The organism is Clostridiaceae bacterium HFYG-1003, from assembly GCA_024579835.1.
Taxonomy (GTDB): domain Bacteria; phylum Bacillota; class Clostridia; order Clostridiales; family Clostridiaceae; genus JG1575.
In genome coordinates this window covers 2,538,957-2,551,572 of sequence record CP102060.1, presented here as the reverse complement: position 1 = coordinate 2,551,572, position 12,616 = coordinate 2,538,957, and the positions used below count along the sequence as shown (strand labels likewise).

Genomic DNA, 12,616 nt, shown 5'->3' with positions numbered 1-12,616 from the left:
AGGAGCAGACCATCAGCATGAGCCGTGTAGGAGAAAATATCAAGAAAGTCAGAGAAGCAGCCGGACTCTCACCCAAAGCCCTGGCAAAAAAGATCGGGGTATCCGAAAGCTTTCTCATCGACGTAGAACTGGGGCGACGGGTTGTCAATGAAGCGATGATCCAGCGATTTTCCAAGGTCCTGGGACGAAATGTTTCGGAGCTCGGCCTGGATTCGTTTGAAAGCGCTGTGTTCAAGGAAGAAAAGGAAATCCAGCGCCAGAGCCGGATCAAGGAAGCTCCCCGCAAGGCGGAACCGGCCCCTCGACCGTCCCCGCGCAATGAAGTGTGGGATCAGGCGTTTGGCAGCAATCTCAAGTCCGTCCCGGTGTATGGGCCGGCATTCGAGCAGGCGGTCGGACAGCGCCTGTATCCGGTGGAAAACGGCCGGATCCATGGGCTGACTGCGGATAAGGCCGTCCTGATCCGCCAGGATTCCAATGACCTGGCCGGCTATGGAATCTTGCATGGCAGCGAACTGCTGGGAGCGCCCCTGCGCGATTTTAGTCAGAACGGCTTCTACCTGATCGTCCTGGGCAATCGGAATGTAATTCGAAAAGTGAAGCTTTTGGGCAACGGAAACGTACTTCTGCTTCGCCGCGAGGATCGGGAGATCTCAGAAACCGTTTCGCAGAAAAGTGTGAAGGCTCTCCTTCATTTCGTTCGGGTTGAAACAAAGCTGCTCTGATCCTGAGACAGCCTGGGGATAAGTCCATGCATTGGGTATGCTTTTTCGGATGTTAGTGGTTTAATAACCGAAAAATTTCGTTCGGAAAATATATGGAATCCCAAAAAATTCGCGCTCAACAATTTAGCATGATCAAATTGAAAATGGAATATGCAGGAAACTGGGGATAACTAAAAAGTTATCCCCAGTTTTTGTGCATAAATTAGGGATATTGTGTATAACTCCGGGGAAAAAGGTCAGCTTTTAAAAATAAGCAACATTTTCAACATAGAAATAACCGATTTGAAAATGATAGATTAATAATAATAATGAGTCTAATTTGCATGTTAACAATATGTGAAATCGGTTTTTTATGAGATTCCATCAACGGTTGCGTTGTAAAATGTAGATAAGAACGAATTGGCTTACGACAGAATTTTCAGGAGGCGGCTATGTTAACAGTAATTAAGAAAAAAGGGAACCGACAGCCCTTTATTCCGGAAAAAATAAAGACGAGCATTATGAATGCATCGGAAGACACCGGACTTAAATTGAACCCTAAAGAAGCGGAACTCATGTCGCAGGATGTGGAACGTACGCTGATCGAGCGTCACGGTGAAAATGGCGTGACCTCAGCCCTGGAAATCCGGGATCTGGTCCGGGAAGTTATCAAGAACTTCGGGTACCCGCAGGTTCTGGAAGCCTTTGATCAGGGCAAGAAGCCCGGCAGTCACGACCCCAAGCGGCATCTGGAAGAACTGGCCAAGCACCAGGATGAAGCCCTGCCGGAACAGCCGGCCCCGTCAGAACCCAGCGAGGACAGCACCGACGAATTCGGAGAAATGAAAACTGAGCACTACAAATCCAGAGACTGGTAAACCATACCCCGGCATCCTTACGCTGCAAATTAACAAAAACCATGGCACCATTGACTGCCTGAGTCAGCGGTGCCATGGTTTGCGTTGCGAAAAGAATGCGTTACAAAAAGAAAGAGCTGCGATCAGAAAACTTCGCAGCAGTATGCGTTGTTATCAGGGAAGGGGGTTCTGTCCGGGGAAAAGGCTCTGCAGGAGATGGAGTCCGATCAGGCTGCCGGTGGCAATTGCCAGAAGGACATCGAGCAAGGGCAGATGCAGGACGAGGATCTCCACCAGGAGCAGGGCAGAGCTCAGGACCAGTGTCGCCAGCAAGGCCAGATCTGCCAGACGGCGCCGCCGCTTCATCCGGACCAGCAGGTGGAGGATGGAACCGGCAGCCGCCAGCAGCACCAGAATGGCTTCAGTTTGCGTCAGAAGCATCGCTCAGGCCTTCCTCCGAAACGGAAAAGTCGGGGGTATAATCCAGAGTCTGGCTCTCCTCCGATTGTAGCAGGGCATTTTCGATGCCCAATGCGAGCGCGTAGTCCACGACTTCGTCATATTCAGCAGCTGTGAGCCGGCGATTCAGCTCCGGCACGGCACTTAGATCGCCGCAGGGTGTATATTGATTCATAATGGAGAGGAAAATGTCATGGCCAAAGGTCGTCGCCAGCCAGGCCAGCACCGACTGAGAATCATCGGCATGTCCGGGCAGGACGAGGTGACGAACCACGGTGCCGCCCATCAGAAGATCATCCTGGAAGCGGAGCGGCCCGGTCTGGCGGACCATTTCCGTGATGGCCGCCCTGGCCGCGGCAGGGTAATCCTCGGCTCTGGAATAGCGCAGAGCCAGCGCGGGATCCATATATTTGAAATCAGGCAGGTAAACATCGATCAACCCGTCCAGCAGACGAAGCGATTCCACGGATTCGTAACCGGAGGAATTCCAGACCACGGGGAGATTCAGGCCTCGGGCTCGGGCTTCCCGCAGCACCGGAACGAGCTGACGGGTAAAGTGGGCGGCAGTAACCAGATTGATATTGACTGCCCCGCGCTCCTTGAGGCGGAACATGATGTCGATCAGTTCTTCCTTCGAGCAGGTTCGGCCTTTGAGTTCATGGCTGATGGTCTGGTTCTGGCAGAAGACACAGCGCAGATTGCAGCCGGAAAAGAACAGGGCGCCGGAACCGCCTTCGCCGGTGAGGAAGGGTTCTTCCCACTGGTGCAGCATGATTTTGGCCAGCAGGGGTTCTTCCCCTGCCAGACACAGGCCGGGCTTTTGGGACCGGTGGGTTCCGCAGGCCCGGGGACATTGATTGCATGGATTCATGATTTTCCTTTCGGATCCCGTTGTAAATCCCATTTCGGATCCCGTTTCGGATTCCTTGCGATTCGCGCAGGGGCTGAAAAGGGGAGAAAGGGATGCTCTATTGGTCGCCACATAGTGTATAATTAGATCATTGAGGGTTGGCCTGTCCCCGCGGGACACAGCCTGAACCTATCCTATCAAACCAGCGCAATGGTGACAAGGGAGAATGAATCAATCAGTGTCGGACCGGATTCCCGGCAGATCTGACCGGTTCAGCCCCTGCCGCACTGCCGAGTATACGGAGATCAGACATGAATGTAGAGAAACGACGAAATTTCATCATCCAGTTCGCCTATTTATTTATCATTGGCCTGATTTCCTTTTTCCTGGCCAAGTATGTCGTGCCACTGTTCGGGCCGTTTCTGATCGGTCTGGTCATCGCCATCATGGTCCGGTCCGTTTCCAAGCTGATTCCGGTCAAGGGCGTCGGACTGCGCGTGGTTCATATCATCAGCCTGATCCTGTTCTATCTGCTCCTGGTGGCGCTGCTGCTACTGGGCGGAACCAAGATCGCCGACCTGATCCGGACCTTCTTCAACCGCTTGCCGGACCTCTACATGAAGGAAATTCAGCCGGCCATCAGTAACCTGATGTTCAACATTACGGACCGCTTCCCCAACCTGCGGGAATTTGCCGAAGCCAGTTACCAGAGCATCAATCAGACGCTCCTCAACTTTGTGGAGAAAGCTTCCAACACCGTCATCAACAGTCTCACCGGCGTGGCCGGCACACTGACCTCCCTGGTCTTAAAGACCGTCTTCATCATTGTTTCCTCCGTCATGTTCACCCTGGACCTGGACCGCATTGAAGCGTTCCTGCGCCGTCAGATGAGTGACCGGACGCTCCATATCTATGAAAACATCATCTACAACATCGGCCATACGGCCTTCCGGTTCATCCGGGCATATCTGATCATCATCGGGGTCACCTTCATCGAATTGTCCATCGGCTTTTCCATCCTCGGGCTGTCCAATGCCATCGTGCTGGCGTTCCTGATTGCCCTGATGGATTCTCTGCCGGTGATCGGAACCGGAACGGTCATGATTCCGTTGGTTGTCTACAACCTGATTCTGGGGAACTTCCAGCTGGCCATCGGCCTGTTTATTCTTTACGCCATCATCTTTGTCGTGCGCCAGTCCATTGAACCCAAGGTGGTGGGTGACCAGATCGGTCTTCATCCCATCATTATCCTGATGTGCCTGTACGTCGGCGTTCGCCTGTTCGGCATCGTAGGCATGTTCATTCTGCCTTTGGCCATTACCATTTTCAAGAAGCTCAATGACGACAAAGTCATCAATGTGCTGCGCTGACCAGAGGCCCGACCGCCCCGCAGCCGCCCTGCCCGCGGGCGGGACCGGAAGACAACAGACGGCTCGTTCCGTCTGTTTTTCTGTGTTACACTGAGTTTGCAGCCTATAAAAAAGTGAGGACCCCCATGAATTTATTGTTTTTTGACGTGGACGGCACCCTGCTGGAATACAGCAAGGGCATCAACACGCTGACCCCTGAATTTCGCCAGGCGCTCCGGACCCTGCGGGACCGCGGCGATCGCTATTTCATCTGCACCGGCCGCTCCCACGGCAGCCTGCCCCAGGTGATCCGGGATATGGAACCCGACGGCTATTCCCTCTGTGCCGGAGCCTACGTGACCGTAGGGGGCCGGGAGATCCGCAATGTATTCTTTCCCCAGGACACTCTGGATTTTATCCTGCAGCGCCTGGGTCAGTTCGATACGGTGCTGTACCTGGAGTGCGGCCTGGAACTTTACACCAACCAGCCCCTTCCCGCCGACGACGACTATGTCCGGCGCTTCGGCATCGACCCGGCCTACCTTCTTCCCCTGGGTGATTCCGCCGGACTGGAAGTCAACAAGATCACGGTGACTTTCCGTCGTATGGCGGACATCGAAGCCATGGAGGATTTCTCCGATCATGGGATTACCGTCCTGGTTCAGCCCTCCCCGGATTCCTTTGATATCACGCTGTCCCATTCCACCAAGCGGGATGGCCTGAAAGCGGTCCGCCAGCATCTGGATCCGGAGCACCGTGCCCGGCTCATTGCCTTTGGCGACAACTACAATGACATCGAAATGATCGAGTATGCCGATATCGGCGTGGCCATGGGCAACGGAGCGCAGGACCTCAAGCGCATAGCCGACCTGGTGACCCTTTCCGTCGAAGAGGACGGCGTCCTGCATGCGCTCAGGCAGCTGGGGATTCTGTAATGTGGTCGGGAAAGCGCTACCGCAGCCTGAATCATGACCTGCGGGAACGATTCGGGGAAAAAGTCATGAAGATCAGCCTGGACGGGGGATTTTCCTGTCCCAACCGGGATGGCACCCTGTCCTTCGACGGCTGTATTTTCTGTTCGGAACGCGGTTCCGGCGATTTTGCCGGCGACCGGCTCAGCTCCCTGACCGAACAGTTCGAGACGGTACGCCGCACCCTGTCGGACAAGTGGACCAGCGGCAAGTACATTGCCTATTTTCAGGCCTTTACCAATACCTATGACACCCCGGACCGCCTCCGGGAACGCTATGAGGAAGCACTGGCCCAGCCCGGCGTGGTCGGACTGGCCATCGCCACCCGGCCGGACTGCCTGTCCGATGGGATCATCGCCCTGCTGCAGGAGCTTTCTCAGAGGACCTATCTCTGGGTTGAGCTGGGCCTCCAGACCTGTCATGACGAGACCGCCCGCCGGATTAACCGCGGCTATGACCGGTCTGTCTATGAGTCCGCCATGGAGCGGCTCACCCGGGCCGGCATCGAAGCTGTCACCCATGTGATCTTCGGCCTCCCGGGCGAAACCAGGGAAGACATGCTGGAAACCGTTCGCTATGTGCGCGATCAGGGCAGCCGGGGAGTCAAGTTCCATCTGCTCCACCTGATGCGCCATACCCCACTGGAGAGCGTGTACCAGAGCGGCGGTCTCCGGTTCCTGGAAGAGGCCGAATACATCACGCTGATCTGTGACGCCATCGGCCTGCTGTCCCCGGACATGGTGGTGCACCGCCTGACCGGAGACAGTCCCCGGGAACTGCTGATCGGACCGATGTGGTCCCTGAAGAAGTGGGAAATATTGAATGCCATTGACAGCGAGCTGACCCGCCGGGACATCATCCAGGGCAGCCTGAGGGAGGAAATCAGATGATCCAGTGTTCTATTCTGCCAAGCCACGAAGCCATTCATCCCGAGCAGCTGCCGGGGAAAACGGTGATTGTCATCGATACCCTGCGCGCCACCACCGTCATGGTGACGGCTCTGGCCAATGGTGCCCGTTCCATCCGCTGCGTCATGGAGCCCGAGGAAGCGCTCCGGCTGCGGGACGATCAGCCCGGCCTTCTGCTGGGCGGAGAACGCCATGCCCTGAAAATTCCAGGGTTTGACCTGTCCAACTCCCCGCTGGAATATACCACGGAAACGGTCTTTGGCCGCGACCTGGTCATGACGACCTCCAACGGAACCCGCACCCTGCTGCGCACCGCCGGCGCCTCCGAGGTTCTGATCGGCTGCCTGCTCAATGCCCGGGCAGTCATGACCAGGGCGCTGGAGTCCGGGCGAGACATCCTGCTGCTCAATGCCGGCACCATGGGTCTGTTTTCACTGGATGACTTCATCACCGCCGGAGCCATGCTCCACGAAGCCCGGGGCGCCGTTTCGCTGACGGATCTGGCCCTGGCTGCCCGCCTGCTCTATGAATCCTGCCCGGAAATCCACCCGGCCCTGACCGAGTCGGTCCATTACGGCCGTCTGCGCGAACTGGGTCTTCAGGATGACCTGAACTACGCCCTGCGCCCCAATCGGCTGGACGTTGTACCCCGGTACCGGGAGGGACTGGTCACCTGGGAAAAAACACCTGCCCATGAAAAGGAGAATCCATATGCCTGATTGCGTGATCCACCTGACGCCCGGCAAGACCCATGCGGCGGAAAAAGGCCACCCCTGGATCTATACCGATGAAATTGAAAACTACAGCGGAACCTATGAGAACGGCGACATCGTCAGCGTCGTGAATGCCCGGGGTCACTTTGTCGGCCGCGGCTTCATCAATGACGTCAGCAAGATCTCTGTCCGGATTATGACCCGTGATCCGGAGGAAGCGGTGGACACTGCCCTGATTCGCCGCCGCCTTCGGGAAGCCGAAACCTACCGCCGCGACATTATGCCGCAGGAAGAAGCCTACCGTCTGATTTACGGCGAGTCGGACTTCCTGCCCGGTCTGACCGTGGACCGCTACGGCAATTATTTTGTACTGCAGAGCCTGGCGCTGGGCATTGACCGCTTCAAGGACGATGTCGTGCGCATCCTGCGCGAGGACTTTGGAGCCAAAGGCATCATCGAGCGCAGTGACGTCAAGGTGCGGGAGCTGGAGGGAATGACCCCCTGGAAGGGCTTCCTGACCGAACCCTTTGATCCGGTCATCACCATGACGGAGAACGGGGTCCGCTACCGGGTCGACCTGATGAACGGACAGAAGACCGGCTTTTTCCTTGACCAGAAGGAAAACCGGCAGGCGATCCACCGTCTGGTGAAGGGCCGAACCGTCCTGGACTGCTTCACCCACACTGGTTCCTTTGCCCTGAATGCCGGCATAGCCGGAGCGAAAAGCGTTCTGGGCATTGACATCTCGGAGGATGCCGTCGCCATGGCCAGCGACAACGCGCGGCTCAACGGGCTGGAAGATACCGTGCGCTTTGAAGCCCACAATGCCTTTGACGTCCTGCCCGCCTGGTCGCGTGCCGGACAGACCTATCAGGTAGTCATCCTCGATCCGCCGGCCTTTACCAAGTCCCGCGGCTCGGTATCCGGCGCGGTGCGCGGCTACCGCGAAATCAACCTGCGCGGCATCCGCATGGTGGAGCCGGGCGGATACTTCATCAGCTGTTCCTGTTCCCACTTCATGAAGGAAGACATGCTGCGCCGCACCATTGCCGAAGCCGCGGCCGCCGCCGGCCGCATCCTGCGCCAGGTCGAATTCCGCACCCAGAGCGCCGACCATCCGATCCTTATGAGTTCGGATGAATCCTATTACCTCAAGTTCTTCATCTTCCAGGTGTTCTAGGAAATTTCCGGTGTCGTGAATCAGTTGTTCCTTTGGGTGATTCCAGTTTATAATGGATTCAAATGAGGTCTTTCGCCCGAAAGCGCCTCTCCCTGAATCTACCCCGTGAAATGAGGAAAATACTATGGAAGACAATGGCCTGACGCCCGAAATTCTGGACAAGCTCACCAAAATCTGCATCTGCAAGCAAATCCCCCGTTCCCGGGTCAAGCAGCTGATCCGCAACGGCGCAAGAACCTTTGCTGAAATCCATCAGGCCACCGGCGCCGGCACCGGAGCCTGCAGTGGGACCCGCTGCATCCCGAAGATCGAGCAGCTGATCGAGGATTACGAAGACGGTCTGTGGGAATAACCCCCCGTTCCAAGACTGGGTCTGAAGGCAAAACCTGGGGGAACGATAATGCACCGACAGCCAAATCAGAATTTTCCTGCACTGACAAAAATGGTGAAGAAGTCAATTTTCCACTCAATCAAGTAGTTGAAGGAGGCATGAAATGGACAAACTGAGCATCAAATGGACCAGCATTGTGCTGGATGCCAAGGATCCCCAGGCGCTGATGGATTTTTACTCAAAGCTTCTGGGCTGGGACATCGTCGGAGTGTATGAGGACTATGTGTTCCTGGCCAATCCCGACCAGGGACCGGTCATCGGTGCGCAGCGGGTGCCCACCTACCAGAGACCGGTCTGGCCGCCTCAGGAAGGCATGCCGGATCAGGGGGCACATCTTGATCTGAAGGTGTCTGATCTGAACCAGGCGGTGAAAAAGGCGGAAAGCCTGGGCGCGGTCCGGGCGCAGGAGCAGTTTATCGACAATCTCGTCGTCATGATCGATCCGGAAGGCCATCCGTTCTGCCTGTACATCGGCGGACCGGAAGACTAGGGGAACGAGCCGATTACTACGTGATGCCGTCACCGGATTTCGCGGGAGCCGCCCGTATTTGCATTGACGAATACGTAAACTTTCGCTATTATGGTTACATATGAATAAAATGCAGTGAACAGGACGAGTAGTCTGAGACAACGCGACAGAGAGGGAATGGCTGGTGTGAATTCCTGCGGCGAATCAGATGAAGATCACCTGGGAGCAGGAGCCTGAATACCAGTAAGGCGCCCCGTGGCCCGCGACGTTACAGCGAAGGGTATGTCAGTATCCGATCAAACAGGTGGTTACGAACGGTCTTCGTCCTTTTTTGGGACGAAGGCCTTTTTTGATAGGTCAGGCAAGCAGCAATACAGGCAAGCAACAATAATGGAAAGATGGTGATCATATTAATGTACAGGAAAATTGACCCCAGCCGGTCCTTTACCCAAATGGAGAAAGAGATCAGGGATTACTGGAAAGAGCATGAGATCATTGAAAAGAATCTCAGCATGAATGAAGGGAAGGAGTACTTCACCTTCTACGACGGACCGCCTACGGCCAACGGAAAGCCTCACGTCGGCCATGTCCTGACCCGCGTCATCAAGGATATCATTCCGCGGTACAAGAACATGAAGGGCTACAAGGTTCCGCGCAAGGCCGGCTGGGATACCCATGGCCTCCCGGTGGAACTGGAAGTGGAAAAGAAACTGGGCATTTCGGGCAAGGACCAGATCGAAAACTTCGGGGTGGAAAACTTCATCAAGGAATGCAAGAATTCCGTCTTTACCTATACCGCCATGTGGCGTGAAATGTCCGATGCCATCGCGTTTTGGGTGGACATGGACAATCCTTATGTCACCTACCAAAACAACTACATTGAGTCCGAGTGGTGGGCGCTGAAGAAAATGTATGAGAAGGACCTGCTCTACAAGGGCTTCAAGGTCATGCCCTACTGCCCGCGCTGTGGCACCGGCCTGTCCTCTCACGAAGTTGGACAGGGCTATAAGGATGTCACCGACCGCACCGTCATCGCCAAATTCAAGGTCAAGGGCAAGGACAACACCTATTTCCTGGCCTGGACGACGACCCCCTGGACACTCCCCTCGAACGTGGGACTGACCATCAACCGCAGCTTCGACTACGCCGAGGTGAAAGTCGGCGAGGACATCCTGATCCTGGCTGACGCCCTGGTTCATCAGGTGCTGGGCAAGGTCGAGCACGAACATCTGAGAACCTTCAAGGGATCCGAAATCGAGGGCATGGAATATGAGCAGCTGCTTCCGTTCCATGTTCCCGAAGAAAAGGCGTTCTTCGTGGTTCATGCAGACTACGTCACCCTGTCCGACGGTACCGGTATTGTCCATACCGCTCCGGCCTATGGTGAAGACGACTACCTGACCGGGCAGAAGTACGGCCTGCCGATGATCCACCTGGTGGACCTGAAAGGACGCTTCGTGGACGAAGTCACGCCCTTTGCCGGCATGGACGTCAAGAAAGCCGATCCCAAGATCATTCAGTACTTGGATGAGCACGGACAGCTGTTCGCTTCCGAGAAATACATGCACTCCTACCCGCATTGCTGGCGCTGCGACACCCCGCTGCTCTACTACCCGAGAGACTCCTGGTTCATCCGGATGTCCTCCATGCGGGACAAGCTGGTCAAGAACACGAACGACACCAACTGGTACCCGGACAACATCCGCACCGGACGGATGGGCAAATTCGTGGAAGGCGTCATCGACTGGAACCTGTCCCGGGAACGCTACTGGGGTACGCCGCTGCCGATCTGGCAGTGTGACTGCGGTCATCAGGACTGCATCGGTTCCATTGAGGAGCTGAAGGAGAAGGGAATCGATGTACCTGAGAACATCGAACTGCACCGGCCCTACATTGACAATGTCCAGCTGCGCTGTCCGCACTGCGGCAAGGAAATGCATCGGACGCCGGAAGTCATTGATGCCTGGTTCGATTCGGGAGCCATGCCCTTTGCCCAGCATCATTATCCCTTCGAGAACAAGGAATACTTCGAACAGACCTTCCCGGCTCAGTTCATTTCCGAAGCGGTGGATCAGACCCGCGGCTGGTTCTACACCCTGATGGCGATTTCCACGGTTCTTTGGGACAAGAACTCCTATGAGAACTGCATTGTCCTGGGCCACGTCCTGGACAAGAACGGCATCAAGATGTCCAAGCACAAAGGCAACATCGTCGAACCGATGCCGGTCATCCTGGAAGAAGGCGCCGACGCTACCCGCTGGCACTTCTACACTTCCTCCGCCCCCTGGCTGCCCACCCGGTTCAGCCGGGAGCAGGTGGGCGAGACCCAGCGCAAGTTCCTGGGAACGCTCTGGAATGTGTATTCCTTCTACCTGCTGTACGCTGAACTCGACCAGTACGATCCGACTCAGCACCAGGATGTTCCCACGACCCACATCATGGACCGCTGGATTCTGTCCCGGCTCAACACCCTGGTGAAAGCCGTCGGCGACTTCCTCGACCACTACGACATCACCAGCGCGGGACTTGCCATCGAAGAATTCACCGATGAGCTGTCCAACTGGTATGTGCGCCGCAACCGGTCCCGCTTCTGGGCGGAAGAGCTGACCGAAGACAAGATGAGCGCTTACAACACGCTCTACCATGTCCTCACGACGCTGAGCACCGTAGCCGCTCCCTTCGTTCCGTTCATCACGGAAGAACTCTACCAGAACCTGGTGCGCGGTCTCGATCCGACGGCACCGGAATCCATCCACCTGACCTACTGGCCCGAATACAACGACCAGATGGTGGACGAGGAACTGGAACAGAAGATGGATCTTGCCTACAGCCTCGTGAAGCTGGGCCGCTATGCCCGGAACCAGGCGGTGATCAAGAACCGTCAGCCGCTGCAGTCCATCCTGATCTCCGAGCGCGAACTGCCTGAATATTACGGCGACATCATCAAGGATGAGCTCAACATCAAGGAAGTCAAGCTGGGTGCCAACCTGTCCCAGTACGTCAACTTCGAGATCAAGCCGAACCTCCCGGTTCTGGGCAAGACCTACGGCAAGCTGATTCCGGCCATCCGCCAGGCCATCGCCGGTCAGAACCAGATGGATCTGGCTCAGCGCATCCTGGGCGGCAAGGAAGTCTTCATCACCATCGGGGAAGAAGACATCGCCCTGAACCAGGACAACCTCCTGGTCACCATGCAGGGACTGGAAGGCTTTGCCTTTGCCGGAGAAGGAGAACGCGGAGTGGTGCTTGATACCACCATCACCCCGGAGCTGAAAGAAGAAGGCTACCTGCGTGAACTGATCTCCAAGATCCAGAACCTGAGAAAGGATTCCGGCCTGGAAGTGTCCGACCGCATCCACCTGACTGTAGCCAGCCGTGAACCCATCACCGGTGTACTGGCGAAGTTCGGGGATGTCCTGTCCCGTGAGACGCTGGCTGAATCCATCACTCAGAACGACCTGGGTGACCAGACGGGGGATGTCAGCATCAACGGCGAATCCATCACCCTGAGCCTGACAAAGGCTGAGTAAGAAGCCCTGATCTCCCATCAGAGCATTGGGATACCCAAAGGATGCCAGGATCAGATAAAGAACGGAAGCAGTCCTTTGATACTTCAATGGGGAGCCGCTCTCTGATGTATCTCTTTAAAGCCATCTTTGAAGTCAATCCTTGAAGCCACACCTTGGAGCCGCTTGTTGAAGCCGCTCCAGTTCATCAGCCCCGGAGGATCCGGTGCCTCAGGCACCGGTTCTCCGGGGCTTTTTT

The 12,616-nt window shown here is 56.1% G+C and carries 12 protein-coding genes and 1 other annotated feature; of the genes, 10 read left to right on the top strand and 2 right to left on the bottom strand.

The features are described from left to right. Positions 1 to 17 precede the first annotated feature (17 nt). Both NQU17_11475 and NQU17_11470 read left to right on the top strand, forming a co-directional pair. On the top strand, positions 18 to 725 hold the full coding sequence (locus tag NQU17_11475; protein UUM11264.1) for a helix-turn-helix domain-containing protein: 708 nt from the start codon (positions 18 to 20) through the stop codon (positions 723 to 725). Between the two features lie 431 nt (positions 726 to 1,156). Further along, on the top strand, positions 1,157 to 1,582 hold the full coding sequence (locus NQU17_11470; GenBank protein UUM11263.1) for an ATP cone domain-containing protein: 426 nt from the start codon (positions 1,157 to 1,159) through the stop codon (positions 1,580 to 1,582). 153 nt (positions 1,583 to 1,735) lie between these two features. Here NQU17_11470 and NQU17_11465 read toward each other — a convergent pair whose 3' ends face one another. Continuing rightward, positions 1,736 to 2,002 carry a hypothetical protein gene (locus NQU17_11465; protein UUM11262.1) on the bottom strand — a complete coding sequence of 89 codons (267 nt, stop codon included), beginning with the start codon at positions 2,000 to 2,002 and terminating at the stop codon, positions 1,736 to 1,738. After that, the gene (locus NQU17_11460) at positions 1,983 to 2,891 is read right to left on the bottom strand and encodes a radical SAM protein (GenBank protein UUM11261.1); all 909 of its coding nucleotides are present in this window, start codon (positions 2,889 to 2,891) and stop codon (positions 1,983 to 1,985) included. The genes NQU17_11465 and NQU17_11460 overlap by 20 nt, the downstream gene beginning before the upstream one ends. 290 nt (positions 2,892 to 3,181) lie before the next feature. On the opposite strand from NQU17_11460, the gene ytvI reads away from it, so the two are divergent. The 8 genes from ytvI to ileS all read left to right on the top strand — a co-directional run bounded on the left by ytvI (position 3,182) and on the right by ileS (position 12,381). Next, positions 3,182 to 4,240, top strand: a complete 1,059-nt coding sequence (gene ytvI / locus NQU17_11455; GenBank protein UUM11260.1) for a sporulation integral membrane protein YtvI — start codon at positions 3,182 to 3,184, stop codon at positions 4,238 to 4,240. A gap of 125 nt (positions 4,241 to 4,365) precedes the next feature. Next, complete coding sequence (locus tag NQU17_11450) at positions 4,366 to 5,154, top strand: Cof-type HAD-IIB family hydrolase (GenBank protein ID UUM11259.1); 789 nt, start codon at positions 4,366 to 4,368, stop codon at positions 5,152 to 5,154. After that, complete coding sequence (locus NQU17_11445) at positions 5,154 to 6,080, top strand: TIGR01212 family radical SAM protein (protein ID UUM11258.1); 927 nt, start codon at positions 5,154 to 5,156, stop codon at positions 6,078 to 6,080. Before NQU17_11450 ends, NQU17_11445 begins: the two co-directional genes overlap by 1 nt. Further along, complete coding sequence (locus NQU17_11440; protein ID UUM11257.1) at positions 6,077 to 6,817, top strand: 2-phosphosulfolactate phosphatase; 741 nt, start codon at positions 6,077 to 6,079, stop codon at positions 6,815 to 6,817. Before NQU17_11445 ends, NQU17_11440 begins: the two co-directional genes overlap by 4 nt. After that, positions 6,810 to 7,991 (top strand): class I SAM-dependent rRNA methyltransferase, encoded by a 1,182-nt coding sequence (locus NQU17_11435; GenBank protein UUM11256.1) that lies wholly within the window; start codon positions 6,810 to 6,812, stop codon positions 7,989 to 7,991. Before NQU17_11440 ends, NQU17_11435 begins: the two co-directional genes overlap by 8 nt. A gap of 124 nt (positions 7,992 to 8,115) precedes the next feature. After that, positions 8,116 to 8,343 (top strand): (2Fe-2S)-binding protein, encoded by a 228-nt coding sequence (locus NQU17_11430; protein ID UUM11255.1) that lies wholly within the window; start codon positions 8,116 to 8,118, stop codon positions 8,341 to 8,343. 142 nt (positions 8,344 to 8,485) lie between these two features. Continuing rightward, a complete protein-coding gene (locus NQU17_11425) occupies positions 8,486 to 8,872 on the top strand; it encodes a VOC family protein (GenBank protein UUM11254.1) in 387 nt (128 codons plus the stop codon). Between the two features lie 105 nt (positions 8,873 to 8,977). Beyond that, positions 8,978 to 9,183, top strand: a binding site (T-box leader). A gap of 81 nt (positions 9,184 to 9,264) precedes the next feature. Next, positions 9,265 to 12,381, top strand: coding sequence for an isoleucine--tRNA ligase (gene ileS / locus NQU17_11420; GenBank protein ID UUM11253.1), 3,117 nt, complete (start codon positions 9,265 to 9,267; stop codon positions 12,379 to 12,381). Positions 12,382 to 12,616: the final 235 nt, after the last annotated feature.

Bases quoted from the DNA above. Each gene is read 5' to 3' on its own strand.
- NQU17_11475 (UUM11264.1), top strand. From the start codon at position 18: ATGAGCCGTGTAGGAGAAAATATCAAGAAAGTCAGAGAAGCAGCCGGA.
- NQU17_11470 (UUM11263.1), top strand. From the start codon at position 1,157: ATGTTAACAGTAATTAAGAAAAAAGGGAACCGACAGCCCTTTATTCCG.
- NQU17_11465 (UUM11262.1), bottom strand. From the start codon at position 2,002: ATGCTTCTGACGCAAACTGAAGCCATTCTGGTGCTGCTGGCGGCTGCC.
- NQU17_11460 (UUM11261.1), bottom strand. From the start codon at position 2,891: ATGAATCCATGCAATCAATGTCCCCGGGCCTGCGGAACCCACCGGTCC.
- ytvI (UUM11260.1), top strand. From the start codon at position 3,182: ATGAATGTAGAGAAACGACGAAATTTCATCATCCAGTTCGCCTATTTA.
- NQU17_11450 (UUM11259.1), top strand. From the start codon at position 4,366: ATGAATTTATTGTTTTTTGACGTGGACGGCACCCTGCTGGAATACAGC.
- NQU17_11445 (UUM11258.1), top strand. From the start codon at position 5,154: ATGTGGTCGGGAAAGCGCTACCGCAGCCTGAATCATGACCTGCGGGAA.
- NQU17_11440 (UUM11257.1), top strand. From the start codon at position 6,077: ATGATCCAGTGTTCTATTCTGCCAAGCCACGAAGCCATTCATCCCGAG.
- NQU17_11435 (UUM11256.1), top strand. From the start codon at position 6,810: ATGCCTGATTGCGTGATCCACCTGACGCCCGGCAAGACCCATGCGGCG.
- NQU17_11430 (UUM11255.1), top strand. From the start codon at position 8,116: ATGGAAGACAATGGCCTGACGCCCGAAATTCTGGACAAGCTCACCAAA.
- NQU17_11425 (UUM11254.1), top strand. From the start codon at position 8,486: ATGGACAAACTGAGCATCAAATGGACCAGCATTGTGCTGGATGCCAAG.
- ileS (UUM11253.1), top strand. From the start codon at position 9,265: ATGTACAGGAAAATTGACCCCAGCCGGTCCTTTACCCAAATGGAGAAA.